Genomic DNA, 24,337 nt, shown 5'->3' on the forward strand with positions numbered 1-24,337 from the left:
GACGGTATGACACAGAGAGAGATGAAAGGCGCTGTCGCCATCACCGGCGGCGCATCCGGCATCGGCTTTTCCACGGCGCAGCTGTTGATGGCGCGCGGCTGGCAGCCATGGCTACTGGATCTCAAGCGTGAGGCGCTGGATGCCGCCTGCGAAAAACTTGGCATCGATGCTTCGCGCGGCATCGTCTGCAACGTGGCGGATGAAGCGTCGATAGAGGAAGCTTTCGCCGCCTTGACGGCAGGCGGCACCGATCATGCCGTTGATCTGGTGGCCGTCGTCAACAGTGCCGGCATCGGTATCGACAAGCTTTCCGTCGATACCAGCGTGGAAGAGTTCCGTCGTATCGTTGACGTTAATCTCGTCGGCAGTTTCGCCGTGGCCCGCGCCGCCGCGCGTTACTGGCTGGATCGCGCAATTTCCGGTTCGATCGTCAATATCAGCTCGGTTTCCGGCATGTGCGGCAATCGTGGCCGCAGCGCCTATGGCGCTTCAAAGGGCGGCGTCAATCTTCTGACGATGGTTATGGCAAACGAGCTGGGGCAATCGGGCATTCGCGTCAATGCGATTGCGCCCGGCCCCGTCGATACCCCCCTCACCCAGGCGGTTCATACGGAGAATGTTCGCAGCCAGTGGCACAGCCGCGTTCCCATGCACCGCTATGGCAGGACGGACGAAATCGCCTCTGCCGTGGCTTTCCTTGTGTCGGACGACGCGAGCTACATCAACGGACAGGTGCTGGCCGTGGATGGAGGCTTCATTACCGCAGGGCTTGCGGTATGACGATAATGCCCCCGGAGGGGCTTCCGCGCAGCATCGTCCATCCGGGGCCGGCAACACCCGAACGCTTCCGCGTCGTCGGCTGCCACGCCCACCCTGTCACGCTGAATGCCAAACCCGGCGTCTGCGTCAACGAGGCGATTGCCGAGGCCTTTGTCGAACAGGGTTTCGATGGCGGTTATGTCAGACTGAAAAACGTGCCGATGAAGCGGTTGCACTATGTGATGCCCGCAGCCGCACCCGATGACGCCCATGCCGCCTGGTATAGCGAAACATTCTCCATGCCGGGGGGCACGATCATCGATGCCGGCCTGCATATGGGGCGACGCGACGGTCGGCCGTTCCTGCACTGTCATGGTTCGTGGAAAAGTGCCGAAGGCGTTCTATCCATGGGGCACCTGCTGCCTTTGGAGTCCGAATTTGCCGGGGAAACGCCGCTTGAGGCGCTGGCGCTGGATGGTGCAATTCTGGACGTGCAAAAGGATGAGGAAACCAATTTCCCCCTCTTCACGCCCATCGCGCAACCGCGCAGCCGAAAAGATGCAGGGCTCCGGGCGCTGCTATGCACAGTGCGGCCCAATACCGATATCTGCACGGCGCTTGAAGCCGCCTGCAGACAATTCGACCTGCGTGAGGCCGAGGTCAATGGCATCGGCAGCCTGATCGGTGCGGATTATGAAGACGGAACAAGCCTCACCGCCTATGCCAGCGAAATCCTCATCCGCAATGGCCACATCCACCCCTCCGCCACAGGTGGCGAACGGGCAATGCTGGATATTGCGATGGTCGATCTTACCACGCAGATCAGCGGCGGGCGGCTGGTGCGCGGCAAAAACCCGGTCTGCGTCACTTTCGAACTGCTTTTGACCGAAAGACAGGGGGCGGCCGCATGAGTTGCGCCGTGCAACTCCACCGCCCGCCTTACCGTACCTCACGCCGCCTGCGGCTTTTCCGCAGGCAACCATTCTTCCAGCGTCACCTCGAAGGTCATGCACACGGGGTTGGCGCCGGCGATGAAGGGACCGCCGTAAATCGCGCCATCGGTATCGGCAACAACGCCGGTCAGCGCGGCGCGCAGGGAACCATCGGGCTGGGCGCGTACCTCACCGGCAATCGAAACTATCTCAACGGCAGGACCGCTTATCTGCAAAAACGCGCCGCTGCGGGTGCCGAGGCACGCATCCACCAGACTGCCCAACGCGCCGCGCACGAAGGCGTTGCGGAAACCTTCCGCCAGACACAGTTTCTCGACGCCGAGCACGAGGTCTTCATTGGGCGCGATGCGGGCATAGGCCACGCGGCCCATGGAGCCGGATTCGACAGTGTTATGCGTGTTCATCGGCGCGCTCCGTGCGGTTTCTGGGTTGAAGAAGGGGAATATTGGTTTCGGGATCGAAGGACTGCTGCAGCACGAAACTGTCGAGCGAGGTCACAAGTGCGGAAATGCCGCCTTCTCCGACGATACAGGATTCCGTCAGCAAATGGCCGCCTTTGACCACACCCGCCGCGGTCCGCATGGCGGCATGGCAGTGCACGATCGGCTCGCCGTTCATGCTCCGCCCCAGCGTGGCGTTGCCGAAAACCAGCCAGGCCGCCCCGGCATCGATGGGTTTCGTATAGGCGATGACCGCCCTGCCGGAGGGATCGGGTGGAGCCACGCAATAGGACAGGATGTCGAAATAACCGCCGAGAATGGTCAACGAGGCATTTTCGATGCCGTTTTCGGCCAAAGACCGCACGATCCCATCGTAGAGGCTGCACCCCGGCGCGATGAACAGCCGCATATGGCGCGCAGATGGCGAGCGCAGGCTGTTGATACGCACCGGCGAAGAAATACCGGGGTGTATCAGCGTTCTCGGCCTTGGAAAATGCTGTTGCCGTGTGGGTGCCATGCCTGCTCCTCCCTGCTGCCTGTACCTTGCAGTACGGTACTCAAAGACCAGCCAAAGGTGCTTTCGAATGGCGCCGCCAAAGTGCTCTTCGGAAAACACTTCTTTCGCGAGCGGCCCCACGGACGGCAGATTTTTTTGCGATATATTTCAGGGAGGCCGGCATGACGAAGCCGCTGGACAGAATTGACCGCAAAATATTGCGGGCCCTGCTGGAGAACGGCAGGCTGAGCAATACGGAACTATCGGAAAAGGTGGGGCTGTCGCCCAGCCCTTGCTGGCAGCGCGTCAAGCGGCTGGAAGACGAAGGGGTCATTCGCGGCTATACCGCCATTCTCGATCAAGCCCATCTGGGACTGACCGAGACGGTGATCATCGAGGTCATGCTGGAACGTCACGACGATGAGGTTCTGGAACGTTTCGGTAAAGCCATGGCCGCTCTTCCCGAAGTGCTGGAAGCCTATCTGACAACCGGCGAATATGATTATCTCATCAAGGTGGCGGTGGCGGGAACCGCAGGCTACGAGCAATTTCTGCGCCGCAAGCTTTACAAAATCGAGGGTGTGCGCCATTCCCGCTCCTGTTTCGCACTTAAGTGCCTCAAGCACACATTGTCAGTCGTGCCCGATGCCGAGCCTCCATCTGGCTGAATGGGTCTGACCGGGGACAGGAATGGTACGGTGGAGAGGTTTTTGCACTTTGCCAGCCTTTGAAACCATTCCGACGGGCGGCTTTTTCGTTACGGGCGCAGAAGCAGCGTCACCGACCAGATGACAAAGGCGGCAACCGCGATCTTCCAGCAATCGCCTCTTTTTTTCAGGCCCGGCAGACCAAGCGGCCGGATGATCTGGACCACCATGGCCAGCAGTAAAAAAAGGCCGATCGCCTTCGTCATTTATTGAGCCTTTTCTTTATTTCTGCATCGTCACAGGCTGGACATTTTTACCGTTCACCAGAAGAGTGCAACTCATTCGGGTAACGCCCGTCCTATGACCTGTCCGTCCGTCCGTCCGAACGCATGAGAGTGTTTTCATGAGCAGAAATCTTCTACCCGTATTCGCTCTTTTATCCAGCACTCTGTTTCTTTTTCTCGGCAACGGCCTTCAGGGCCTCGTGCTGCCGGTGCGTGGTTCGGCGGAAGGTTACTCCAATGAAATTCTCGGCTTTCTGGGCACCTCCTGGGCGGCGGGATTCGTCGTCGGCTGCTTTGTCGCGCCTGCCATCGTGCGCCGCGCCGGTCATGTGCGGGCATTCGGGTCCTTCGTGGCGCTGGTGTGCCTGACGGTGCTGATGACCGGCCTTATTATCGATGATACCTCATGGATCGCGCTGCGTGCGCTTACCGGTTTCTGCACGGCCGGAACCTCGATGATCATCGAAAGCTGGCTGAACGAGCGCGCCACCAATGAAAGTCGTGGCATGATCTTCTCGCTTTATATCGCCATTACGCTGCTCGGCGTCGTGGCGGGGCAGATGATCGTGCCGATGGGCGATATCAGCAATACCTCGCTGTTCATGATCTGCGGCATCATCTATTGCATCGCCATTCTGCCGGCCACGCTTTCGAAAGCGGCGAGCCCACAGCCGTTGCAGAAGGTGAAGCTGGATCTGCCTGCCCTTTACCGCAACTCACCGGTCTCCTTCATCGGCATTCTGATGATCGGCATTGCCAACGGCGCTTACGGTACGCTCGGCGCCGTCTTCGGTGCGCGGGCAGGGCTGGACCCGACCATGATCGCCATCATGGTGTCCGTCACGATTTTCGTCGGTGCGCTGGCGCAATTTCCGGCAGGCCGGCTTTCAGACCGGATAGACCGCCGCTATGTGCTGGCCGGGCTGGCCGGGCTTGGCGCTGTCGCCGGCCTGGCTGTCGCGGTGGTCCAGCCGCATGATGTCTATGTGCTAATTTCCATGATCGCCATTTATGGCGCCGCCGCCAATGCGCTCTATCCCATCGCCGTGGCCCATGCCAACGACTTCGCCGCGTCGGAAGACTTCGTCAAGGTTTCCGGTGGTCTGCTACTGCTTTACGGCATCGGCACCATCATCGGCCCGACGCTCGGCGGCGCGATCATGACCCATTTCGGCCCCTATGCGCTGTTTCTGGTGACGGCTGTGGCGCATCTGCTCATCACCGCCTATGCCATCATCAGAAGCCGCCGGCGCGCAGCACTTTCGACCGAGGAAAAAGACAATTTCTCGACGATGATGCCAACGACGCCCTCACCGCTCGTCACGCCGGAAAGTATTGCGCTTGACCCGCGCGCGCCGCAATATCCAGGCGACGATGGCGACTATGTGGAAAAAGGAGCAGGCATATGAGCCTCTTTGACGATGACCGTCCGCAAAAACCGGCAGTGCATGAGATCGGTGGCGATCTCAGCCTTCTTTCCGTGGACGAGCTGAGCAGCCGTATCGATCTTCTGCAAACCGAAATCACCCGACTCGAAGAGGAGAGGACACGGAAATCCGCCGGAAGGCAGGCGGCGGAAAATCTCTTCCGATCCTGATGCGCACTGCAGAATAGACACACGACTGCACTTCCGCTGCCGTAAGCTACTGCTCAGCCAGCGCCCGAAAATGAATATTACGGGGCAGTCTTTCGTTTACCATTAACCAAAAATTAAGCTTTCTGAGAGATTACTATACATGTCCAGTTCTTCTGGACCTCAGGCATCTTCTCCATACGGCGAATTGGTCTGATTTTTCTCCCTGTTTTACCTTGAGAGCCGCTTTCGCGGCTCTTTTTTTGCCGCTGGCCGGTTTCCGTAAAACTGTGGGTATTAACCCTTCTTTAATAATTGCCTTGCGCATTTCAGGTAAAGATACCATCCTGAAAACACTAAAGGCCGGAACAAAATATCCGGGTCGTCGTTGCCTGACAGTGTGGTGCGTGAGCAGGGATTTAAAGAAAATGTCGGAACAGGTTTTAAATACCATAAGCTTTGCGGGTCGCGCGGCTGCTTCCAACCAGTTCAAGACCCTCTATACCGAAGGCATGACCTTGGTTGAGGAAACGGCAAGTTATCTCGACGGCGCCGGCCGCGCCGCCTCCAAGGTGCTGCCGCGCATGGCGTCGGTGCTTTATGCGGCGGAATCGATGCGCCTCACCACCCGCCTGATGCAGATGGCCTCCTGGCTGCTTCTGCAGCGCGCCGTCAACAACGGTGAAATGACGCGCGATCAGGTTCTGAACGAAAAGAACAAGGTGCGACTCGACAGCTTCAACGTCGACCGCAACGCACCCGGCTGGAACGACCTGCCGGAGTCCTTCCGCGATCTTATCGAGCGCTCGCTGCGTCTCCAGAACCGCATCGCCCTGCTCGACCGCGAAATCTATCGCCCGTCCGAAGCCGCCAAGGTGCCGGACAATGAAAACAGCGTCCAGGCGCAGCTAAACCTCCTGCGCACGGCTTTCTCGATCAACTGAGAAAAGACGACCTTATCCGGACAATTTGAAAAGCAGGCTCACCGGCCTGCTTTTTTGTTTTTGGGAGAAAGCAGAAATATCGAGGCATGAAACAATAAGTTTCATCGTCACGCCACATTTCATATTTTAGTACACATCTACAGTACAATAATGGGAGTGAAAATGCGTATCCTTAAGTATATTATGGCTACGTCCGGATGCGCCCTACTAATTGTCACTTTTATTATCGGCAAAGAATTCTGGGATATAAACGAAAAGATTGACCGGTGCTTTGATGACTACTCTCCGGCATACATCCATGATGACGCTGCGAGAGCCGCTGCCTGCGATTGATCAAACCATGCACCCGTAAAATTTAAGGTCTCTGGCCGCTATCAACAAAGCTGTTGCATCACACTGAAGCAAATCCGGTCGAAAAATGGCAACAAAAAAGCCCGGAAAAACCGGGCTTTTTTAAACGATCCGTCCGCAAGAGGATCAGAGGCCGAGGCCGCCGAAACGCTTGTTGAACTTGGAAACGCGACCACCGCGGTCCATAAGCTGCTGGTTGCCGCCCGTCCATGCCGGATGGGACTTGGGGTCGATTTCAAGGTTCATGACGGCGCCTTCCGAACCCCAGGTGGAGCGGGTTTCGTATTCGGTGCCATCGGTCATGACCACCTTGATCGTGTGATAATCGGGATGGATATCAGCCTTCATGACAATCTTCCTGGTTAAGTGACGTGCGGTCCATTTGCCGCAATTGCGTCAACTGAGCCATTTCAATAAATGAAGCCATAGACCAGATGGGCTATGGCTTCCCAATTCGATGCGGAGCCTATACATGAAGGTCGCCCAGATAACAAGAGCCTGCTATCCCCTTGTGAAAGGAGATGGCCAAAGAGGCGGGAATTTTACCGCACACCGGAAATTCACCCACAAAAGGCCCAAAACGGCAGGGAATGAGGAGCATAGAGGACGTGGCAGACATTGACGAGCAGAAAGCGGCGAAACAAAGAAGCCTGAAGCCGCTTCTTGGCCTGTTTCCCTATCTCCGGCGTTATCGCGGCCTGATGGCGGCCGCCCTTTTCGCTCTCGTGCTTTCTTCCGCCACGACACTTGCCTTGCCGCTTGCCGTTCGCCGCATTATCGATCACGGTTTCCAGACGCCGGATGGCGGCATGATCAACAGCTATTTCGCCATGCTTCTGGCGATTGCCGTTGTCCTCGCGCTCGCCAGCGCCATGCGTTACTATTACGTCATGACCATCGGCGAAAGGGTCGTCGCCGATCTGCGCCGCGATGTCTTTGCCCATCTCACCACCCTGTCGCAGCAGTTTTTCGATAGCAATCGATCAGGCGAACTCACCTCGCGGCTAACCGCCGATACCGTGCAGATTCGCTCGGCTTTTGGCTCGTCCGCCTCGGTGGCGCTGCGCAACATCATCATGTGCTGCGGCGCGGTGGCAATGATGATCTATACCAGCCCCGGCCTTTCCGGCCTTGCGCTGCTTGCCATTCCCTTCATCGTTTTTCCGCTGATCGCCTTCGGGCGCTCGGTTCGCGCCCGCTCCCGCACCACGCAGGACACATTGGCCAATTCCGCCGCTTATGCTTCCGAGACGATTGCGGCGAGCCGCACCGTGCAGTCCTTTAATGCCGAGGTGCTGGCAAATGCCCGTTATGGCGCCTCCGTGGAAGCCGCCTATCAGGGCGCACGCGCCGCCATCGGCGCCCGCTCCATCCTCACCGCCGTCGCCATTGCGCTGGTCTTCGGCAGCGTCGTCGGCATTCTCTGGTATGGCGCGCAAAGCGTGCTGTCGGGCACTATGACGGCCGGTACGCTCGGCCAGTTCGTGCTTTATTCGGTCATCGCGGCAAGCGGTCTCGGTCAGCTCTCGGAAGTCTGGGGTGAACTGGCGCAGGCGGGTGGCGCGGCGGAACGGCTTTCCGAACTGCTGAACGAGCACTCGCCCGTCGCAGAACCCACATCGCCCGTCGCCATGCCGCAGCCGCCGCGCGGCGAGGCGGAATTCGAGAATGTCGATTTCGTCTATCCGCTCGCGACAGGACGGCCGATCGTTTCCGGCCTCTCCTTCAAGGTCAGCGCCGGCGAAACCGTCGCCATCGTCGGACCTTCCGGTGCCGGCAAGAGCACGGTCTTTTCGCTGCTGATGCGCTTTTACGATCCGCAGCAGGGCCGCATCACCGTCGATGGCACGGATATTCGCGAGGTCACCCTTGCCGATCTGCGCGCGCGCCTGTCCATCGTTCCGCAGGATGTGGCGATATTCGCCTCCTCCATCCACGACAATATCGCCTTTGGCCGACCTGACGCGACACGCGAGGAAGTGCGCGCCGCCGCCATCGCCGCACAGGCCGACAGCTTCATCGAACGTCTCACCGACGGATATGATACGCAGGTGGGTGAACGTGGCGTGACGCTTTCCGGCGGCCAGCGCCAGCGCATCGCCATTGCCCGGGCCATTCTGCGCGATGCGCCAATCCTGCTGCTGGACGAAGCCACCTCGGCGCTGGATGCGGAAAGCGAAACGCTGGTTCAGAAGGCGCTCGACGAGCTGATGAAAACTCGCACCACCATCGTCATCGCTCACCGCCTCGCCACCGTGCTGAAGGCTGACCGTATTCTGGTGATGGATGAAGGCCGCATCATCGAAGAAGGCACACATCAGAGCCTCATTCGCCAGAACGGCCTTTATGCGCGGCTCGCCCGGCTGCAATTCCAGACCGGGCCGGACGAATTGCGCGCCCAGGCCTAGATCACGCCAGCACTTTGCGCCCCGCAACGCGGCCGGAAAACAGGCAGCCGCCAAGGAATGTGCCCTCCAGCGCATTATAGCCATGCATGCCGCCGCCACCGAAACCCGCCACTTCGCCGGCGGCATAAAGGCCCGGAACCGGCGCGCCGGCAGCATCCAGCACCCTTGCTTCAAGATCGGTGTGAAGGCCGCCAAGCGTCTTGCGCGTCAGCACATGCAGTCGCACGGCAATCAACGGCCCCATTGCCGGATCGAGCAACCGGTGCGGTTTTGCCGTCCGCATCAGCCGGTCGCCGAGATAACGTCGCGCGCCGTGGATGGCCGTTACCTGCGCATCCTTGCTGAAACCGTTTTCGATTTCGCGGTCGCGCGCTTCTATCTGCCGGCGGATATGGTCTATATGCAGCCGGTCGTCGCCGCTGATGGCATTCATCGCTGTCACGAGTTCTTCGAGCGTATCCCGAACGGCGAAATCTTCGCCGCGCTCCATGAAGGCACGCACCGGTCCCGGCGGTTCTTTGCCCAGCCGTTTGAGCAGCAGCCTTATATCCTTGCCGGTCAGATCCGGATTCTGCTCCGAGCCTGAAAGCGCAAATTCCTTCTTGATAATCGCCTTGGTCAGAATGAACCAGCTATAGCCGCTGCCGCGTTCGCCCAGCATTTTTAGCGTGCCGAGCGTATCGAAACCCGGCATGGCGGGGGCGGCGAGGCGGTTTCCATCCGCATCGCACCAGAAGGACGAGGGGCCGGGCAGGATCCGGATACCGTGACCCGGCCAGATCGGATCGTGGTTCTTCACGCCCTCGGTATAATGCCACATGCGGTCACGATTGATGACGGCTCCGCCGGCCGTTTCCGTAATGGCGATCATGCGGCCATCCACATGCGCGGGAACACCGCAGACCATACTGGCAGGAGGCTGGCCCAGCCGTTCCACCGGCCAGTTGCGCCGCACCAGTTCCTGATTGCCGCCAATACCGCCGGAACTGACGATAACCGCCGCAGCGGCGAAGATAAAATCGCCCCGCTCTTCCCGGCTGCTCTCCTGTCCGCGTTGCACGGGGTCGGTTGCAAGAACAGCACCCGAAACGCCGGTCACCCGGCCGTCGGCGATCTCCAGACGATCAACCCGGTGGCGAAAGCGAAAAGTCAGCCGGCCGGTTGCCGCCATGGCCTTCGCCTTTTGGATGAAAGGTGCAAGTACGCCCGGACCCGTGCCCCAGGTTACATGGAAACGTGGAACGGAATTGCCATGGCCGTGGGCAAGGCTGCCGCCGCGCTCGGCCCAGCCGACAACGGGAAACCAGCGCATGCCCATGCGGTGCAGCCATTCGCGTTTCTCACCGGCAGCAAAATCGAGATAGGCCTGCGCCCAGCGGCGCGGCCAATAATCCTCCGGACGGTCGAAACCGGCCGAACCGAACCAGTCCTGTCTTGCAAGATCGAGACTGTCTCGCACCCGCATCCGGCGCTGTTCGGGACTATCGACGAAAAACAGACCGCCCAGCGACCAGAAGGCCTGCCCGCCAAGGTTCTGCTCACCCTCCTGATCCACGACGCAGACGCTTAAACCCCGCTCAGCCGCCTCGGTTGCCGCCACCAGACCGGCAAGCCCCGCGCCGACAACGATCACATCATAGCCTTCCATCAGCCCCTCCCAGATATGACGGAATTACTTTTACGCGAACGTAAATTTAGAAACTATCGCAGGCGCCCCGAATGTTGGAGATAAAATTCTTGAAGTGGCTAAAATTTTTTAAGTGACCAAAGCTTTGTTTCCTTATTCTGCTCTACCACGCCCTCTGCCTCCATAATCGACAACAAAGTCCGTGAAATATGGCCTTCGTGTTCCACATGGCCCGTGTAGATTCCAAGCGCACGACCGATTTCAGAATTCTTCAGCCCGTCGCTTTTGGCGTCCTTCAGCAGGAGATAAATGGCCGACTTCAACTGCGACATTGCCAGTTGAGCAATGGCGTAAGGCTCATTTGGAAACGTCATGCATTCTCCATAAGTGCTAGCGCTCGGTAAGCTTGAGTTCGATACGGCGGTTCTGCTGCCGTGCTTCCGGCGTATCGCCTTCGGCAATCGGCTGATATTCGCCGAAACCGGCGGCGACCAGCCGGTTTGCCGGCACGCCCTTGGAGATCAGGAATTTCACCACCGAGGTGGCGCGGGCCGAGGAAAGCTCCCAATTGTCCCGGTAACGCCCGGAACCGGAAAGCTGGACATTATCCGTATGGCCATCCACGCGCAGCACCCAGTTGATCTCCGCCGGAATTTCCTTGGCGAGATCGAGCAGCGCGACGGCCAGCTTCTCCATCTCCGCCTGCCCTTCCGGGTTGAGTTCATTGCCGCCGGAAGGGAAGAGCACTTCGGACTGGAAGACAAACCGGTCGCCGACGATGCGGATGTTTTCGCGGTCCGACAGGATTTCGCGCAGCCGCCCGAAGAAGTCGGAGCGATAGCGGTTCAGTTCCTGCACCCGCTGCGCCAGCGCGACATTGAGGCGGCGGCCAAGATCGGCGATCTTGACCTGAGAAGAAGCATCCTTGGCTTCCGAGGCCTGAAGCGCGGCCTCCACGGAAGCGATCTGCGCTCTCAGCGCCGCAATCTGCTGGTTGAGCAATTCGATCTGTGCGGAGGCGCGGGAATTGGCCTGCCGCTGCTCGTCCAGCTCACCGGTCAGGCTGCCGATCCGGGCATTGGCATTCGCATTGCTGCCAGATCCCGCATCGAGAAGCGCCTGCAGCCGGGAACGCTCGTTTTCGGATGCGGCAAGGGTGGATTGCAGGCTCGCGAGCGCGTCCTCAATATCCTGCTTGTTGCCTTTTTCCATGGCCAGAAGTTCGGTCAGCTCGGCGATCTGGCTGTTGAGGCGTGTCAGCACCTCGTCCTTGCCGGTGATTTCCCGCGACAGCACGAATTGCGCCAGCACGAAGACCGTGAGCAGAAACATGATGGCCATGAGCAGCGTCGACAGCGCATCGACGAAACCCGGCCAATAATCCACACCCCTGTCGCGGCGGCGGTTGCGCGCAAGCGCCATGGCTACTCGCTCCCGTTATCGTGCCGGGTGCGTCCGGAAGATTTCGTGTCGCTGTCGATCCGCGCCGACAGCCGGTCGAGCGTGCGGCGGAGCGATTTCGATTCTTCCTGCTGCGCTTCGATCCAGTCTCGCAACATCTGCTGTTCGCTGCGCATGTTCTTGACCAGACCCTGAATGCCTTCGGCAAGGCTGGTCATGGCCGCAAGCGAACGCTCGGTGCTGACCACGGCGCCGGGTTCGCCCTTGAACTCCCTCGGCCCTTCCGTCGTATCCGTCACCGAGGAAAGCCAGTTTTCAAGCTGGGTATAGAAACGGTTCTGGGCGCGACCGGCCTGAAGATCGAGGAAGCCGAGAATCAGCGAACCCGAAAGACCGAGCAGCGACGAGGAAAAGGCCGTTCCCATGCCCGCCAGCGGCGCGGTCAGGCCGGCCTTGAGGGAGCCGAGAATATCGTTGCTGTCGCCGGCGCTCGGATCGAGCGACTGGATGACATTGCTGATGGCGCCAATGGTGCCGATCAGGCCCCAGAAGGTGCCGAGCAGGCCGAGAAACACCAGCAGACCGACGAGATAACGCGATGTGTCACGCGTCTCATCGAGGCGCGTCGCGATGGAATCGAGGATCGTCCGCTGCGTAACGGCAGAAAGCCGGACTTCGCCGCGCTTGCCGATCAGCGTGCTCATCGGCGCAAGCAGCTTGGGCGCACGGCCGACCTTTTCGACGCTGCCGGCAGCGCGAAAGGCATTGAACCAGCGAACTTCGGAACGCAGGCTCATCGTCTGCGTGAACACCAGAATGATGCCGATGGCCAGCACGCCGAGAATGAAGCCGTTGAGCCCCGGATTGGTCATGAAGGCGGTGTGGGCCTGCCGGTAAAGAATGGCCGCCAGGAAGCCCACGAGGATCAGAAACAGAACCATCGTCCAGAGAAACGGTGTCGGGCTGGACAGCTTGTGACTGTATTGCCGTGTGGTCACCGGTTTCTCGACGCCAAGATCGAGCAGCTCCGAATCCGCCATAACGTTCGCATTCCCTCTGGTCAGCTATCCAGCGGAAGCTATTTGAAAATTGCGACGATTTGAAGCGAAAAGCCGGTCTTTCGTCACAGGCGTTTCACGAAAACAGCCTTGAACCGGGTGACGGAAAAGAAAAACACCCGGCGAATATTCGCCGGGCGTCTAAAACTTGCAGAAAACGGCAGGTTTTCCGCCGAAAACCAATCAGCGGCCCGGAATGGGACGGTTGGCGACCTCAACGAGCGCCTTGTGGATATATTCATTGCCGGCAGCGACGGAGCTGCTGCCGAAGATATCCGTGCCGCCCTTGATGTCGGAGGCGAAACCGCCGGCTTCACGAATCAGCACCAGACCTGCCGCCATGTCCCAGGGCGAAAGATCGGCTTCCCAGAAACCGTCGAGACGACCAGCGGCGACATAAGCGAGGTCGAGCGAAGCCGCACCCATGCGGCGGATGCCGGCTGCCTCACCCATGACGTGGCGAAGTTCGACCAGGAACTTGCCATGATTGCCCCGGCCGAGATGCGGCACCCCGCAGCCGATGACGCAATCGGTCAGCGCCTTGCGCGCAGCGACGCGGATGCGGCGATCGTTGAGGAACGCACCGCCGCCGCGCTCGGCAGTGTAGAGTTCGTCGGTGGCCGGATTGAAGATCACGCCGGCGACGACTTCACCGTTACGCTCGAGCGCGATGGAAACCGCGAAATGCGGAATGCCGTGCAGGAAGTTGGTGGTGCCATCCAGCGGATCGACGATCCAGCGATGTGCGCCGTCCGTGCCCTTTTCCTCGCCGCCTTCTTCACCCAGGAAGTCATAGGTCGGGCGGGCCTTCATCAGCTCATCGCGCACGATCTTCTCTGCTTTCAGGTCCGCCTGCGAGACGAAATCGCTCGGTCCCTTGACCGAGACCTGAAGGTTCTGCACTTCACCGAAGTCACGCGACAAAGACTTACCCGCCTTGATGGCGGCCTGAACCATGACATTGAGAAGGGCTGAACGGGCCATCGATGTTGTTTCCTGGAAAGCTTGCGAACCGCCCGGAAGCTCACCGGGCAGGCACGTCATTATTTTCTTGAATTGAAAGTTTGCGGTTCAAGACCACAAAACGCGCGGAAATTCAAGGCAAAAAGCCCATGGGTCAGCGTCAGCGTGGCAAGGCCACCCTTCCATCACGTCGGGCGGAAACGATTTGCCGCCTCAATCGCCTTCTTCTGCTGCTCGTCGGTGATGCCGAGATAAAAGTCCTCGAGAGACGGATCCTTCAGCCCGGCGCGGCGGGAAAGCACATACCATTTGGCCGCTTCGACCGGATCGGGCCGGGTGCCGAGCGCCTGAATGTAAAGATGCGCCACCTTGTTCTGCGCCACGACATTGCCGCGCTGGGCCGCGCCGTAGAGCCAGCGGAAGCCTTCATCCAGATTGCGCTCGCCGCCGAAACCATTGACCAGCCAGATGCCGAGATCGACCTGCGCGGTATCGTATCCAGCCTTTGCGGCCCGTGTCAGCCAGTCCCGCGCCTTTGCCTTCTTCTCGGCCGGCACATCCTTGAGCGACCAGTAAATCTGCGACACCGCATATTGCGCATCGGCAATGCCCTGTTCCGCGGATTTCTCATAGAACGGCAAAGCCATCAACAGGCCCTTGGCGCCGGGATTTTCCGAAACCAGTATCTGACCCCAGTTGAACTGGGCAGAGGCGTTGCCGGCTTCCGCCGCACGGCGCATGAAGTCGTCGGCCTTCGCCTTGTCGCGGGTGACGAATTTGCCTTCCATCAGGATCAGGGCGAATTTGAACATGGCGACGGGATCGCCACCCTGAGCCGCCTGCTGGTACCAGAAAGCGGCGGTCTTCTCGTCACGGGCGATGCCCAGACCACGCGACATCATTTCCGCCACCAGCGTCTGGGCGGCTGCGTCACCGTTCTGCGCGCGATTCAGCGCCTTGTCGAGCGCCTGCACATATTCGCCGCGCTGGAAATGCCCGTAAGCTTCGTCCACCCGGCCCTTGAATTCCTTTTCAGGCGGCAGCGCCGGCAATTCCGCGCCCATGCGCTGATAGACATTCACGCCTGCCGATGGCTGCAAGTCCTTCTGCTCTTCGGATTGCACCCTGCCCTGACGGGTAGGCTGAGCCTCATTTTCCAGCTGGCGGGACAGCGCATTGCTTTCGCTCTGCGGCCCGGACTGGGCTAAAGCGACACCCACCGGCGCGCCGAAAGCGAGCGCCAGCAGCGAAACGGAAAGGCAGAGGTGAACCGAGCGCATGATCATCGCCTGTATCAACCGTCAAACCGTGGCGCTTTTTCGTCAAGCAGGGCGTTGATTTCAGAAACGGCCTGGGCAGCGCCAGTAGCATTATCGAAAACACCGCTGCGCATCGCCACGAACTCCACACCGGTTTCCGCCACGGCAACCACCGAGGAAATATCCGTACCACCCATGACGATCGCCGGGATTTCGATCATCGAGGCCCACCACTCGCCAAGCGCCAGGTTTTTGGGGTGCGCTTCCGGCTTGATGTCGCCTTCGAGCTTTCCGAAAAACACATAATCCGGATTGGCCTCGCCCTGCTCCAGCGCCTTGTGACGGTCATCCGCATTGCCGCCGCCGACGATGAGCTTCGGCGTGAATTTTTCCACGGCCTCGGCAAGCGCCTCGGCATTGCCAGCCACATGCAGACCGTCCGCCTTCACGCGACCGGCAACGCGGCTGTCACCGGCGATGAGCGCTGCCGCACCTGCCTTCTGGACAACCGGCACGATCAGCTCGGCGCGTTTCTGGAAAGCGGCGTCATCCAGACCATATTGCGGAATGATGACGGAAGCGACATCGCCGCCCCGCAATGCGTCTTCCACCTCTGTCGCCTGCTTTTGCGCGTCGTCCGATTGCGGAACGATCAGGACAAGGCGGCAACGATCTTCAACTAGGGTCATCGGTTCGTCCATTTCAGACAGAAGACGCTTACCGCGCAATCTGCACTCGTTTTCATATGACAAATCCGATAAACCGGACCGGCGAAAGGATCAACCGTCCATCCATGCTCACCGATTTTCATTTTTATCTCGTCGCCATCCCCGCAGTCGTGCTCGTCGGCCTTTCCAAGGGCGGGCTGGGCGGTGCTCTCGCCCTTATGGGCGTGCCGTTGATGGCGCTTGCGGTATCGCCGGTGCAGGCGGCGGCCATCTTCCTGCCGATCCTGATCGTCATGGATATCGTGGCGCTTTTTGCCTGGCGGCATCACAACCACCGGGAAACGCTCCTCATCATGCTGCCGGGCGCAATCGCCGGTATCGCGCTCGGCTGGGCGACCTCGAGCCTCATTTCCGCGGACGCCATGCGCCTCGTCGTCGCCTCTGTCACGATCCTGTTCGTGCTCCGTTATTTCCATGAGAGCTTCAAAAGCCGCAAAGGCCAGGAAATTCCGGCCAAGCCGCAAAGACCGGCGGCTGCGACCCTCTGGTCCAGCCTGTCGGGTTATGCCAGTTTCGTGGCACATGCGGGCGGTCCGCCCTTCCAGATCTATGTTCTGCCGCTGAAGCTCGATCCAAAGACCTATACCGGCATGAGCGTGCGCTTCTTCGCCATCATGAATGCGATCAAGCTCATTCCCTATTTCGCGCTCGGCGCGCTGGACGCCACCAACCTCAAGACATCGGCAAGCCTGCTGCCGGTGGCGATGCTGGCGACGCTTGCCGGCGCCAGGGTGGTGAAATATCTGAAACCGGCGGTGTTTTACCCACTCATGTATGCCATGGCGCTGATTGCGGCACTTAAACTGCTGTGGGATGGACTACCGTTCTAAATCCGACAATAAAAAAGCTCTGGCAGCAGGTTTTCGCCGCCAGAGCTCGAAAGGCTCAGACCGTCGACCCCTCATTCATCGAGGGTCGCGATCTGGCATAAATCAATGTCTTGTCGAGGCCTTGAGCCTCTGCAGTTCATCCTTCAGGCGCAGTTTTCGACGTTTAAGGTCCGCGATCTCTCTATCGTCAGACGACGGGGAAGCAAGAATACTTTCGAGCTCCTCCTCCAGAGCACCGTGTTTCTTTTCGAGCGATGCAATATGAGCCTGAATGGTCATGCGGCACGTCCTTCCTTTTTGAACCTACCTCCAGCTCTCCATCGCTGGAGTTTCAGGTTTGCGACGACAATGTGACACGGATCGACCGGCTTGTCGAAGGCGAAATGAAGGCAATAAGTGGGCAATTTGGTCGCAAGGGATAACTTCCCGTTACCGCGATTTGATGATAGAGCCTCCAGAACGGATGACATACGCGCCGGACACTCTCCGGCTGGCATAAAATGGGGATGACGAGATGCCCGATCAGGACCAGGCGGACATCAGGCTCACGCTGGCGCGGCTGCGCCAGGAGCATGAGGATTATGACGCGGCGATCAACGCGATGATCCAGACCAGCTGCGATGCGCTGAGAATACAGCGCATGAAAAAGAAGAAGCTGGCCGTCAAGGACAAGATGACCCAGCTCGAAGACCAGGTCATTCCCGATATCATCGCCTGAGCCCGGAGACATTACGTGACAGCAGAAACGCCCCCCGTCGCCATCATCATGGGCAGCCAGTCCGACTGGGAGACCATGAAGAACGCCGCCGATACGCTGGATGCGCTCGACATCGAATACGAAGCCCGCATCATTTCCGCCCACCGCACCCCGGACCGGCTTTATGACTTCGCCAATGGCGCGAAGGACGAAGGCTTCAAGGTCATCATCGCCGGTGCGGGCGGCGCCGCCCATCTGCCGGGCATGACGGCCGCCATGACACCGCTTCCGGTGTTTGGCGTTCCGGTTCAATCGAAGACGATGTCCGGTCAGGACAGCCTCTATTCCATCGTGCAGATGCCCGCCGGCATTCCGGTCGGCACGCTCGCCATCGGCAAGGCTGGCGCGATCAATGCGGCCCTTCTTGCCGCCGCGGTGCTGGCGCTGATCGACGAGGACCTCGCCGACCGGCTGGATGCCTGGCGTGCGCGCCAGTCGGCGGCTGTCGCGGAATATCCCATGGACAGCGCCCAGTGACGACAGAAGTGATGGCAAAGACGACCGACCTGACCATCGGCATCATCGGTGGCGGGCAGCTTGGGCGTATGCTGGCGATGGCCGCAGCCCGTCTCAACCACCGTACCATCGTACTGGAACCGCAGGCCGATTGTCCGGCTGCGCAGGCCTGCAACGAGCAGATCGTGGCGGAATATGACGATGAAAACGCGCTTGCGGAACTCGCAAGCCGTTGCGATGTCGTAACCTACGAATTCGAGAACGTACCTGTCGCGGCCGCCGAAAAGCTCAGCCTCTCCGTTCCCGTCTATCCGCCTCCGAAAGCGCTCAGCGCCTCACAGGACCGGTTGACGGAAAAACGCTTCCTCAACGGCTGTGGCATCCCAACTGCCGATTTCCGCGCCGTGGACAGCGAGGAAGAGCTGGAGGCCGCATTGGCCGCCTTCAGTGGCAAGGGCGTGCTGAAAACCCGCCGCATGGGTTATGACGGCAAGGGCCAGCGTCTTTTCCGCGGTGGGGAAGACCTCGCAGGCGCTTTTGCGGCGCTCGGCGGCGTGCCGCTGATTCTCGAGAGCTTCATCTCCTTCGAGCGGGAAATTTCGATCATTGCCGCCCGTTTCCTGGATGGGACCGTCACCTGTTACGATCCCGCCGAGAATGTCCATCTGAACGGCACTCTGCACACATCAACCGTTCCGGCAGCGCTCTCCAATGCCGCGAAAGCGGTCGCCGTGGAGTCGGCAGAGAAGCTTCTGGCGGCGCTCGATTACGTCGGCGTCATCGGCATAGAATTCTTTGTCCTGCCGGATGGTTCGCTGGTCGCCAATGAAATGGCGCCGCGCGTTCACAATACGGGCCACTGGACGGAAGCGGCCTGCGTGATCTCGCAATTCGAGCAGCATATACGGGCCGTATCGGGCCTCACGCCCGGCAGCACGGATCGCCATTCGGATTGCGTCATGACCAACCTGATCGGCGACGACATCGATGATGTGCCGGCATGGCTGTCGAAAAAAGACTGTCTCGTGCATCTCTACGGCAAGACGGAAGCACGGCCGGGCCGCAAGATGGGCCATGTGACCGAGCTTTTGCGCACAGGAAAAGCCTAGTCTTTTAAGGCAAAGACACGGGCAAGTGTTGACAGGCAGGGCTCAAACGGGTATCTGCCTGCCAACCGAAAAGAGCGCGCCCCGTTGCGCGCTTTTGATTGTTTGAATAAGCACGGCAGAAACCGTGCAAAACTGCGGACCAGTAAAATGAAGATCAAGAATTCGCTTAAAGCGCTTAAGGCCCGTCATCGCGATAACCGCCTGGTTCGCCGCAAGGGCCGCGTCTACATCATCAACAAGCAGAACCCGCGCTTCAAGGCTCGTCAGGGCTGATTGACTGCGACTGCGGTTCGCGATCAAGCTCGCGGATCACTTTGTTGACAGAGTAGAAGTTTGCATTTGATATTGGGCGCAGTCGGGTTAAGCTTTAACCCATGCGCCCAAATCGTTTTTGCACGGCTATCATCCTCGCCCAGGGCTTCCTGTTTTCAAGCCTCCCGCTTCCGGGAATGGCTGCCATTGCCCATGCGGCGGACGGGCAACCGCCTGCTGTTGCGGACGCCGCGCCTTCACCCGCCAAGACGATCGACACGCTTTTCGCATCGCTGAAAAAAGAACGGAATGCGGTCAAGGCGCGCAGCATCGCCAACCAGATCGCCTCGGAATGGAATGATTCCGGCAGCGCGACGGTCAACCTGCTGATGCAATGGGCGGGCGAAGCCGCAGACGAAAAGCGCAACGCCGCCGCTTACGATTTTCTCGACCAGGTCATTCTGCTCGATCCGGACTATGTGCAGGCGCCCTATCGCCGCGCCATGGTGCATTTTGCCGATGGCGACACCCGCAAAGCGATGGCGGATATCAACCTGACACTGGAAAGGGAACCGCGCTATTTCCCAGCGCTGGCAAGCCTCGCCAACATCCTCGAAGCCTCGGGCCGCGAGGAGCTGGCACTGAAGGCCTGGGAACGTTATCTGGCGCTTTACCCCGCCGACAAGGACGCCCGCAAGGAAGCCGTCGACCTTTCGGAAAAGCTGGCCGGCACGCGCGGCTGATATCGATACCAGTGATTTTATTTATTGGATTTAGCAGGGCTTTATTTTGGCAGAGCAGAATGAATTTAAAGCAGCCGAAAGTCTTTTAAACTCCATCGGAGACAATCCAAGTTTCGATATAAGCGAGTTCATAGATCGAATTTCCGTGACTGAGGATTGGGGGAAACTCATCGTCGCCCATATCTATCTGGATCACATAGTCACTGAAGTTTTGAACACGCATCTCGATCATCCCGCCTCATATTTCAACGGCCACAGATCATTCGCTGAGAAACTCAGCCTATGTCAGGCGCTGGGATATTTTCGTGATGAATTCGGCAATGTTCTAAGGGCAGTCAATAACTTACGGAACAGGTTTGCACACAAACTGGTATTCCACGTTTCGGACGAAGAGAAGCGCAATTTGTTTCGTACTCTCACGACGGAACGCGCCACATCCGAAGTGACCCGGTCAGGCGGTTTCGAGGAGTTTCTGTTTACAGTCGTTATGTTTGCAGAGATTTCGCGATCCGCGGAAGAGCGCCAAGCCGAATTGTCAAAAGAGCACAAATTCGTAAGTGAAAAAATCCTGGAGCTTCTTATCGCCAACAAGGACGTTTTGGACAATAAGATTTAGCTGCAGGGCGCACCCGGAAGGCGCCCCACAGCTTGCCGTTGATTATTCCATGCCAAGCGCAGCCATATACGTCTGAAGAATGGTTTCCTCCTCGATACGCTCGTTGGCGTCCTTCTTGCGCAAGCGGATAATGGTGCGGATCGCCTTGGTATCGTAACCACGGCCTTTGGCCTCACCGATTACGTCCTTGATATCGCCCTGAATGGCAGCCTTTTCTTCTTCCAGACGTTCAATCCGTTCAATAATCTGGCGCAGTTCTGCGGCGGCGACGGTTTCGGTGGTGCTGGTATCGTCCATCATATCATCCTTCATTGGCGGCCCGCATGCGAGCCTTGTTCATTATATCCGGGCGAAGCCTTCGCCGGTCGCTGCCGGCGGGCAGCAGAATTCCGGCCTGTGAACTGCCCACTGAAAGGCGTCGCGTCAAGTCGTTTCCGTCGATCGGGGTTATTCCCTGGGCCTGTTCTGCTCAAAGGCGGCTTTCTGGGCATCACTCGCCTCCGCCTGATATTTTTCCTTCCAGTCCTCATAGGGCATGCCGTAGACGATTTCCCGGGACTCTTCCTTGCTGAGCGGAACACCGGCCTCCTCGGCTGCCTCCCGGTACCAGTTGGACAGGCAGTTGCGGCAAAAGCCGGCGAGATTCATCAGGTCGATGTTCTGCACGTCGTGACGTTCGCGAAGGTGCTGCACGAGACGGCGAAATGCCGCCGCCTCGAATTCGACCTGCCGATTGTCGTTTTCATTCGTCATGGCAAAACTCCAGGCTCAATAGGGGCCGGTGCGGGAGGCGAACAGCTGATATTCATGCAGGACGGGATCGTCGTTCATTGCGGCGAAAATGGGAGCGAGCCGGTCCGACCATTCGGCGATTCCCTCTTCATTCGCGATCAGATCCTGCCGAACCTCGAGAAGCGCATGCGGTATGCCCTTCATCATGCAATGGCGATACATGGTGTCGCCCTTGAGTGCTCCGTCATAGGGTTCGTTGTCACCGACGAGGATGTCGCCCGTGGCCCGCAGATGCGCCAGAAGCGGATCGACCGCGCGATGATCCGTATCCCACAGAACCGCCGCATGCCACGGCCGCGGCGTTTCCTTCCAGAACGGCGTATAGGAATGCAGCGACAGAACCAGCGGCGCTTCTTCCGAGGCCTCGGCCACGCCGGTCAGCACACGGTCCACGGCATTGTGATAGGGCCGGTGAAAAATCTCGATCCGCCTCTGCCATTCCTCGTCCGAAATCGGATGGTTGCCGGGGATGATCGCCCCGTCCGAAATCTTCATGATGAGAGTGGGATCATCCTCGCCGCGATTCGGATCGATCAGCAGCCGGGAAAACCGCCCAAGCACTGCCGGCACGCCCAGGCGCGCGGCAAGTGAGCGCGTCAGCCCCTCTATACCGATATCAAATGCGATATGGCGATGAAAAGCGGTTTGCGGAAGGCCAAGTTTGCCGTAGTGTGCCGGCAGGAGGTTCATGGCATGGTCCGCCAGAAGAACCATGCCTTTGTCATAATCGCCTTCTATGATTTCATAGGGTATGAAGTCGTTCATCGATGATTTTCTGGGGCAGGATTGAGGAGAGAAGCTTGATGGCATGGCTTGAGGCCGGGCGCAAGTTGCGGCGAAAGAACAGCCATCTACCTTATCGCACTCACGATCCCACGAACAATATAATCGATTAAAATCGCGTTGACTTTCTTGGGCGGCCACGCCAAGAAGTGTGTTCATTATAACCATGGAATCCGGATGGAAGCCGTGACTCAGTCATCTCTCGCTCTTCCTCGCCACTTTCGGCATATCGCCCGTCTTTTTTCCGCAGCGGCATTGTTTCTGACCCCGTTCATGATCGCGGCACCCGCGCATGCGGATTTTCGCGTGTGCAACAGCACGCAGAACCTCGTGGGGGTCGCAATCGGCTACCGGGCACAGGAGGGCTGGGTCAGCGAAGGCTGGTGGCAGGTCCCCTCCTCGACCTGCGCGACGCTGATCGAGGGTGAGCTGCAGTCACGTTATTATTATCTCTATGCCGAAGACGCCGCCCATGGCGGCCGCTGGACCGGTGACGTCAACATGTGCGTGGCGGAAAACGAGTTCAAGATCAACGGCGTGGACGATTGTTTTGCCCGCAGCTTCCAGAGAATGGGTTTCAAGGAATATGACACGGGCAGACAGGGCAGCTGGATGGTCCAGCTCTCCGATACGCCAGGCACACAGGGAAATCAAAACTGATGAAGCGTAACCGCAAAGTCAAAATTCTTGCAACTCTCGGCCCGGCCTCTTCCGAAGAGGCGATGATCGAGAAGCTGCATCTTGCTGGCGCAGATCTTTTCCGGATCAACATGAGCCATGCGAGCCACGACGTGATGCGGACGCTCATTCAGCGTATCCGTTCCGTCGAGAGTCGTACCGGCCGTCCCATCGGCATTCTGGCCGACCTGCAGGGTCCCAAGCTGCGCGTCGGAAAATTCGCCGAAAGCAAGGTCGAACTCGTTCCAGGCCAGACCTTCACGCTGGACAATAACGAGACGCCCGGTGACAACACCCGCGTTTTCCTTCCCCATCCGGAAATTCTCGAAGCGGTCAAGCCCGGCCATCGCCTGCTGATCGACGACGGCAAGCTGCATCTGCGCGCTGAAAAGAGCGACGGCAAGAGCATCGTCACCACCGTCATTTCCGGCACCCGCATTTCCGACCGCAAGGGCATCAGCCTGCCGGATACGCTGCTCGGCGTCGGCGTTCTGACCGACAAGGACCGCGTCGATCTCGACGCCGTTCTCGCCACCGGTGAAGTCGACTGGGTGGCGCTTTCCTTCGTCCAGCGCCCGGAAGACCTTGCGGAAGTTCGCAAGATCGCACGTGGCCGCGTCGGCCTGATGTCCAAGATCGAAAAGCCGCAGGCTGTCGAGCGCATCGAGGAAATCATCGAGCTTTCCGACGCGCTGATGGTCGCCCGTGGCGATCTCGGCGTCGAAATGCCGCTGGAAGCCGTTCCGGGCATCCAGAAGCAGCTGACCCGCGCCTGCCGCCGCGCCGGCAAACCGGTCGTGGTCGCCACGCAGATGCTGGAATCGATGATCACCGCGCCTGTGCCGACCCGCGCCGAAGTCTCAGACGTCGCCACCGCCGTCTTCGAAGGCGCGGACGCCATCATGCTTTCTGCTGAATCCGCCTCCGGCGACTACCCGGTCGAAGCGGTTTCCACCATGGCCTCCATTGCGAGCACCGTGGAGCAGGACCCCTATTATTCCAATATCATCTATGCGCAGCGCGCCCAGCCGGAACCGACCGGCGCCGACGCCATTTCGCTTGCCGCGCGCCAGATCGCCGAAACGCTGAAGCTTGCGGCAATCGTCACCTATACGTCCTCGGGCACGACCGGCCTGCGCGCCGCGCGCGAACGGCCGCAGGTTCCGATCATCGCGCTGTCGCCGATCATCCAGACCGCCCGCCGGCTGTCGGTCGTCTGGGGCCTGCACTGCGTCGTCACCGGCGATGCAAGCGACCTCGACGACATGGTGAACCGCGCTTGTCGCATCGTGGTTTCCGAAGGCTTCGGCAAGCCGGGTGATCGTATCATCATCTCCGCAGGTGTGCCGCTCGGCACCCCCGGCGCAACCAATATGGTCCGCATCGCCTATATCGGCTCGGACGGCCAGAGCGGCGTCTAAAGCTTCAAT

Annotated in this window: 31 protein-coding genes; 16 read left to right on the forward strand and 15 right to left on the reverse strand. The window is 59.3% G+C overall.

All coding sequences use genetic code 11. The annotated features are described in order from the left end of the window. Positions 1–6 precede the first annotated feature (6 nt). Positions 7–780: an SDR family NAD(P)-dependent oxidoreductase gene (locus ACIK7D_RS16055; RefSeq protein WP_174024315.1), complete on the forward strand. Its 774-nt coding sequence runs from the start codon at positions 7–9 to the stop codon at positions 778–780. Beyond that, a complete protein-coding gene (locus ACIK7D_RS16060; RefSeq protein WP_400156786.1) occupies positions 777–1,670 on the forward strand; it encodes a PCC domain-containing protein in 894 nt (297 codons plus the stop codon). Before ACIK7D_RS16055 ends, ACIK7D_RS16060 begins: the two co-directional genes overlap by 4 nt. 38 nt (positions 1,671–1,708) lie before the next feature. Here ACIK7D_RS16060 and ACIK7D_RS16065 read toward each other — a convergent pair whose 3' ends face one another. Next, entirely contained in the window at positions 1,709–2,116 is a 408-nt protein-coding gene (locus ACIK7D_RS16065; RefSeq protein WP_400156787.1) for a PPC domain-containing DNA-binding protein, read from the reverse strand. Next, entirely contained in the window at positions 2,103–2,669 is a 567-nt protein-coding gene (locus ACIK7D_RS16070) for a PCC domain-containing protein (RefSeq protein ID WP_003520352.1), read from the reverse strand. The genes ACIK7D_RS16065 and ACIK7D_RS16070 overlap by 14 nt, the downstream gene beginning before the upstream one ends. Before the next feature lie 161 nt (positions 2,670–2,830). Here ACIK7D_RS16070 and ACIK7D_RS16075 point away from each other — a divergent pair, with 161 nt between their 5' ends. Further along, positions 2,831–3,316 carry an Lrp/AsnC family transcriptional regulator gene (locus ACIK7D_RS16075; protein WP_059755818.1) on the forward strand — a complete coding sequence of 162 codons (486 nt, stop codon included), beginning with the start codon at positions 2,831–2,833 and terminating at the stop codon, positions 3,314–3,316. Between the two features lie 89 nt (positions 3,317–3,405). On the opposite strand, the gene ACIK7D_RS16080 is transcribed toward ACIK7D_RS16075, so the two are convergent. Further along, positions 3,406–3,561: a hypothetical protein gene (locus tag ACIK7D_RS16080; RefSeq protein ID WP_003520354.1), complete on the reverse strand. Its 156-nt coding sequence runs from the start codon at positions 3,559–3,561 to the stop codon at positions 3,406–3,408. A 137-nt stretch (positions 3,562–3,698) separates the two neighbouring features. Between ACIK7D_RS16080 and ACIK7D_RS16085 the strand changes: the two genes are divergently transcribed. The 3 genes from ACIK7D_RS16085 (at position 3,699) to ACIK7D_RS16095 (ending at position 6,096) form a co-directional block, all read left to right on the forward strand. Then, complete coding sequence (locus tag ACIK7D_RS16085; RefSeq protein ID WP_035262904.1) at positions 3,699–4,988, forward strand: MFS transporter; 1,290 nt, start codon at positions 3,699–3,701, stop codon at positions 4,986–4,988. After that, complete coding sequence (locus ACIK7D_RS16090) at positions 4,985–5,176, forward strand: DUF1192 domain-containing protein (protein ID WP_400156788.1); 192 nt, start codon at positions 4,985–4,987, stop codon at positions 5,174–5,176. Before ACIK7D_RS16085 ends, ACIK7D_RS16090 begins: the two co-directional genes overlap by 4 nt. A gap of 404 nt (positions 5,177–5,580) precedes the next feature. Further along, positions 5,581–6,096, forward strand: coding sequence for a DUF1465 family protein (locus ACIK7D_RS16095; protein WP_035262902.1), 516 nt, complete (start codon positions 5,581–5,583; stop codon positions 6,094–6,096). A 477-nt stretch (positions 6,097–6,573) separates the two neighbouring features. Here the strand turns inward: ACIK7D_RS16095 and rpmE are convergent, their stop codons facing one another. Further along, entirely contained in the window at positions 6,574–6,795 is a 222-nt protein-coding gene (gene rpmE, locus ACIK7D_RS16100) for a 50S ribosomal protein L31 (RefSeq protein ID WP_003497640.1), read from the reverse strand. Between the two features lie 260 nt (positions 6,796–7,055). On the opposite strand from rpmE, the gene ACIK7D_RS16105 reads away from it, so the two are divergent. Next, a complete protein-coding gene (locus ACIK7D_RS16105) occupies positions 7,056–8,855 on the forward strand; it encodes an ABC transporter transmembrane domain-containing protein (RefSeq protein ID WP_400156789.1) in 1,800 nt (599 codons plus the stop codon). A gap of 1 nt (position 8,856) precedes the next feature. Here ACIK7D_RS16105 and ACIK7D_RS16110 read toward each other — a convergent pair whose 3' ends face one another. From ACIK7D_RS16110 to ACIK7D_RS16140, 7 genes are all read right to left on the reverse strand, one after another. Continuing rightward, positions 8,857–10,503, reverse strand: coding sequence for an FAD-binding dehydrogenase (locus ACIK7D_RS16110; protein ID WP_400156790.1), 1,647 nt, complete (start codon positions 10,501–10,503; stop codon positions 8,857–8,859). 98 nt (positions 10,504–10,601) lie between these two features. Then, positions 10,602–10,856: a hypothetical protein gene (locus tag ACIK7D_RS16115; protein WP_400156791.1), complete on the reverse strand. Its 255-nt coding sequence runs from the start codon at positions 10,854–10,856 to the stop codon at positions 10,602–10,604. 16 nt (positions 10,857–10,872) lie between these two features. Beyond that, on the reverse strand, positions 10,873–11,904 hold the full coding sequence (locus ACIK7D_RS16120; protein WP_003520358.1) for a peptidoglycan -binding protein: 1,032 nt from the start codon (positions 11,902–11,904) through the stop codon (positions 10,873–10,875). Positions 11,905–11,906: 2 nt separating this feature from the next. After that, positions 11,907–12,923 carry a hypothetical protein gene (locus ACIK7D_RS16125; RefSeq protein ID WP_003520359.1) on the reverse strand — a complete coding sequence of 339 codons (1,017 nt, stop codon included), beginning with the start codon at positions 12,921–12,923 and terminating at the stop codon, positions 11,907–11,909. A gap of 201 nt (positions 12,924–13,124) precedes the next feature. After that, positions 13,125–13,925 (reverse strand): inositol monophosphatase family protein, encoded by an 801-nt coding sequence (locus ACIK7D_RS16130; protein WP_035262908.1) that lies wholly within the window; start codon positions 13,923–13,925, stop codon positions 13,125–13,127. Positions 13,926–14,089: 164 nt separating this feature from the next. Further along, a complete protein-coding gene (locus ACIK7D_RS16135) occupies positions 14,090–15,190 on the reverse strand; it encodes a tetratricopeptide repeat protein (protein ID WP_400156792.1) in 1,101 nt (366 codons plus the stop codon). An 8-nt stretch (positions 15,191–15,198) separates the two neighbouring features. Further along, entirely contained in the window at positions 15,199–15,852 is a 654-nt protein-coding gene (locus ACIK7D_RS16140; RefSeq protein ID WP_269313234.1) for a thiamine phosphate synthase, read from the reverse strand. A 104-nt stretch (positions 15,853–15,956) separates the two neighbouring features. Between ACIK7D_RS16140 and ACIK7D_RS16145 the strand changes: the two genes are divergently transcribed. Beyond that, a complete protein-coding gene (locus tag ACIK7D_RS16145) occupies positions 15,957–16,721 on the forward strand; it encodes a sulfite exporter TauE/SafE family protein (RefSeq protein ID WP_137453632.1) in 765 nt (254 codons plus the stop codon). Between the two features lie 102 nt (positions 16,722–16,823). On the opposite strand, the gene ACIK7D_RS16150 is transcribed toward ACIK7D_RS16145, so the two are convergent. Beyond that, positions 16,824–17,000: a YdcH family protein gene (locus ACIK7D_RS16150; RefSeq protein ID WP_003506164.1), complete on the reverse strand. Its 177-nt coding sequence runs from the start codon at positions 16,998–17,000 to the stop codon at positions 16,824–16,826. A 235-nt stretch (positions 17,001–17,235) separates the two neighbouring features. Between ACIK7D_RS16150 and ACIK7D_RS16155 the strand changes: the two genes are divergently transcribed. The 6 genes from ACIK7D_RS16155 (at position 17,236) to ACIK7D_RS16180 (ending at position 20,654) form a co-directional block, all read left to right on the forward strand. After that, on the forward strand, positions 17,236–17,439 hold the full coding sequence (locus tag ACIK7D_RS16155) for a YdcH family protein (RefSeq protein WP_003497661.1): 204 nt from the start codon (positions 17,236–17,238) through the stop codon (positions 17,437–17,439). A gap of 48 nt (positions 17,440–17,487) precedes the next feature. Continuing rightward, positions 17,488–17,955: a 5-(carboxyamino)imidazole ribonucleotide mutase gene (purE, locus tag ACIK7D_RS16160; RefSeq protein WP_400156930.1), complete on the forward strand. Its 468-nt coding sequence runs from the start codon at positions 17,488–17,490 to the stop codon at positions 17,953–17,955. An 11-nt stretch (positions 17,956–17,966) separates the two neighbouring features. After that, entirely contained in the window at positions 17,967–19,043 is a 1,077-nt protein-coding gene (locus ACIK7D_RS16165; protein WP_400156931.1) for a 5-(carboxyamino)imidazole ribonucleotide synthase, read from the forward strand. A 147-nt stretch (positions 19,044–19,190) separates the two neighbouring features. Next, positions 19,191–19,316 (forward strand): type B 50S ribosomal protein L36, encoded by a 126-nt coding sequence (gene ykgO / locus ACIK7D_RS16170; protein ID WP_003497670.1) that lies wholly within the window; start codon positions 19,191–19,193, stop codon positions 19,314–19,316. A gap of 101 nt (positions 19,317–19,417) precedes the next feature. Beyond that, on the forward strand, positions 19,418–20,038 hold the full coding sequence (locus ACIK7D_RS16175) for a hypothetical protein (protein ID WP_127755551.1): 621 nt from the start codon (positions 19,418–19,420) through the stop codon (positions 20,036–20,038). A 46-nt stretch (positions 20,039–20,084) separates the two neighbouring features. Further along, positions 20,085–20,654, forward strand: coding sequence for a hypothetical protein (locus ACIK7D_RS16180; RefSeq protein WP_059755832.1), 570 nt, complete (start codon positions 20,085–20,087; stop codon positions 20,652–20,654). 42 nt (positions 20,655–20,696) lie between these two features. Here ACIK7D_RS16180 and ACIK7D_RS16185 read toward each other — a convergent pair whose 3' ends face one another. The 3 genes from ACIK7D_RS16185 to ACIK7D_RS16195 all read right to left on the reverse strand — a co-directional run bounded on the left by ACIK7D_RS16185 (position 20,697) and on the right by ACIK7D_RS16195 (position 22,211). After that, the gene (locus ACIK7D_RS16185) at positions 20,697–20,954 is read right to left on the reverse strand and encodes a DUF2312 domain-containing protein (protein ID WP_026364047.1); all 258 of its coding nucleotides are present in this window, start codon (positions 20,952–20,954) and stop codon (positions 20,697–20,699) included. Positions 20,955–21,101: 147 nt separating this feature from the next. Beyond that, positions 21,102–21,407 (reverse strand): DUF1244 domain-containing protein, encoded by a 306-nt coding sequence (locus tag ACIK7D_RS16190; RefSeq protein WP_059755835.1) that lies wholly within the window; start codon positions 21,405–21,407, stop codon positions 21,102–21,104. 15 nt (positions 21,408–21,422) lie between these two features. Beyond that, positions 21,423–22,211: an N-formylglutamate amidohydrolase gene (locus tag ACIK7D_RS16195; protein WP_020012241.1), complete on the reverse strand. Its 789-nt coding sequence runs from the start codon at positions 22,209–22,211 to the stop codon at positions 21,423–21,425. A gap of 291 nt (positions 22,212–22,502) precedes the next feature. Between ACIK7D_RS16195 and ACIK7D_RS16200 the strand changes: the two genes are divergently transcribed. Both ACIK7D_RS16200 and pyk read left to right on the forward strand, forming a co-directional pair. Then, positions 22,503–22,889: a DUF1036 domain-containing protein gene (locus ACIK7D_RS16200; protein WP_020012242.1), complete on the forward strand. Its 387-nt coding sequence runs from the start codon at positions 22,503–22,505 to the stop codon at positions 22,887–22,889. After that, positions 22,889–24,328 (forward strand): pyruvate kinase, encoded by a 1,440-nt coding sequence (pyk, locus tag ACIK7D_RS16205; RefSeq protein WP_127755550.1) that lies wholly within the window; start codon positions 22,889–22,891, stop codon positions 24,326–24,328. The genes ACIK7D_RS16200 and pyk overlap by 1 nt, the downstream gene beginning before the upstream one ends. The last annotated feature ends 9 nt before the right edge of the window (positions 24,329–24,337 follow it).

Source organism: Agrobacterium sp. P15N1-A, assembly GCF_044626815.1.
GTDB lineage: Bacteria > Pseudomonadota > Alphaproteobacteria > Rhizobiales > Rhizobiaceae > Agrobacterium > Agrobacterium leguminum.

What these genes read in the sequence shown, in the direction of transcription:
- ACIK7D_RS16055 (WP_174024315.1), top strand. Translation starts at nt 7, where the DNA reads ATGACACAGAGAGAGATGAAAGGCGCTGTCGCCATCACCGGCGGCGCA.
- ACIK7D_RS16060 (WP_400156786.1), top strand. Translation starts at nt 777, where the DNA reads ATGACGATAATGCCCCCGGAGGGGCTTCCGCGCAGCATCGTCCATCCG.
- ACIK7D_RS16065 (WP_400156787.1), bottom strand. Translation starts at nt 2,116, where the DNA reads ATGAACACGCATAACACTGTCGAATCCGGCTCCATGGGCCGCGTGGCC.
- ACIK7D_RS16070 (WP_003520352.1), bottom strand. Translation starts at nt 2,669, where the DNA reads ATGGCACCCACACGGCAACAGCATTTTCCAAGGCCGAGAACGCTGATA.
- ACIK7D_RS16075 (WP_059755818.1), top strand. Translation starts at nt 2,831, where the DNA reads ATGACGAAGCCGCTGGACAGAATTGACCGCAAAATATTGCGGGCCCTG.
- ACIK7D_RS16080 (WP_003520354.1), bottom strand. Translation starts at nt 3,561, where the DNA reads ATGACGAAGGCGATCGGCCTTTTTTTACTGCTGGCCATGGTGGTCCAG.
- ACIK7D_RS16085 (WP_035262904.1), top strand. Translation starts at nt 3,699, where the DNA reads ATGAGCAGAAATCTTCTACCCGTATTCGCTCTTTTATCCAGCACTCTG.
- ACIK7D_RS16090 (WP_400156788.1), top strand. Translation starts at nt 4,985, where the DNA reads ATGAGCCTCTTTGACGATGACCGTCCGCAAAAACCGGCAGTGCATGAG.
- ACIK7D_RS16095 (WP_035262902.1), top strand. Translation starts at nt 5,581, where the DNA reads ATGTCGGAACAGGTTTTAAATACCATAAGCTTTGCGGGTCGCGCGGCT.
- rpmE (WP_003497640.1), bottom strand. Translation starts at nt 6,795, where the DNA reads ATGAAGGCTGATATCCATCCCGATTATCACACGATCAAGGTGGTCATG.
- ACIK7D_RS16110 (WP_400156790.1), bottom strand. Translation starts at nt 10,503, where the DNA reads ATGGAAGGCTATGATGTGATCGTTGTCGGCGCGGGGCTTGCCGGTCTG.
- ACIK7D_RS16115 (WP_400156791.1), bottom strand. Translation starts at nt 10,856, where the DNA reads ATGACGTTTCCAAATGAGCCTTACGCCATTGCTCAACTGGCAATGTCG.
- ACIK7D_RS16120 (WP_003520358.1), bottom strand. Translation starts at nt 11,904, where the DNA reads ATGGCGCTTGCGCGCAACCGCCGCCGCGACAGGGGTGTGGATTATTGG.
- ACIK7D_RS16125 (WP_003520359.1), bottom strand. Translation starts at nt 12,923, where the DNA reads ATGGCGGATTCGGAGCTGCTCGATCTTGGCGTCGAGAAACCGGTGACC.
- ACIK7D_RS16130 (WP_035262908.1), bottom strand. Translation starts at nt 13,925, where the DNA reads ATGGCCCGTTCAGCCCTTCTCAATGTCATGGTTCAGGCCGCCATCAAG.
- ACIK7D_RS16135 (WP_400156792.1), bottom strand. Translation starts at nt 15,190, where the DNA reads ATGATCATGCGCTCGGTTCACCTCTGCCTTTCCGTTTCGCTGCTGGCG.
- ACIK7D_RS16140 (WP_269313234.1), bottom strand. Translation starts at nt 15,852, where the DNA reads ATGACCCTAGTTGAAGATCGTTGCCGCCTTGTCCTGATCGTTCCGCAA.
- ACIK7D_RS16145 (WP_137453632.1), top strand. Translation starts at nt 15,957, where the DNA reads ATGCTCACCGATTTTCATTTTTATCTCGTCGCCATCCCCGCAGTCGTG.
- ACIK7D_RS16150 (WP_003506164.1), bottom strand. Translation starts at nt 17,000, where the DNA reads ATGACCATTCAGGCTCATATTGCATCGCTCGAAAAGAAACACGGTGCT.
- ACIK7D_RS16155 (WP_003497661.1), top strand. Translation starts at nt 17,236, where the DNA reads ATGCCCGATCAGGACCAGGCGGACATCAGGCTCACGCTGGCGCGGCTG.
- purE (WP_400156930.1), top strand. Translation starts at nt 17,488, where the DNA reads ATGGGCAGCCAGTCCGACTGGGAGACCATGAAGAACGCCGCCGATACG.
- ACIK7D_RS16165 (WP_400156931.1), top strand. Translation starts at nt 17,967, where the DNA reads ATGGCAAAGACGACCGACCTGACCATCGGCATCATCGGTGGCGGGCAG.
- ykgO (WP_003497670.1), top strand. Translation starts at nt 19,191, where the DNA reads ATGAAGATCAAGAATTCGCTTAAAGCGCTTAAGGCCCGTCATCGCGAT.
- ACIK7D_RS16175 (WP_127755551.1), top strand. Translation starts at nt 19,418, where the DNA reads ATGCGCCCAAATCGTTTTTGCACGGCTATCATCCTCGCCCAGGGCTTC.
- ACIK7D_RS16185 (WP_026364047.1), bottom strand. Translation starts at nt 20,954, where the DNA reads ATGATGGACGATACCAGCACCACCGAAACCGTCGCCGCCGCAGAACTG.
- ACIK7D_RS16190 (WP_059755835.1), bottom strand. Translation starts at nt 21,407, where the DNA reads ATGACGAATGAAAACGACAATCGGCAGGTCGAATTCGAGGCGGCGGCA.
- ACIK7D_RS16195 (WP_020012241.1), bottom strand. Translation starts at nt 22,211, where the DNA reads ATGAACGACTTCATACCCTATGAAATCATAGAAGGCGATTATGACAAA.
- ACIK7D_RS16200 (WP_020012242.1), top strand. Translation starts at nt 22,503, where the DNA reads ATGATCGCGGCACCCGCGCATGCGGATTTTCGCGTGTGCAACAGCACG.
- pyk (WP_127755550.1), top strand. Translation starts at nt 22,889, where the DNA reads ATGAAGCGTAACCGCAAAGTCAAAATTCTTGCAACTCTCGGCCCGGCC.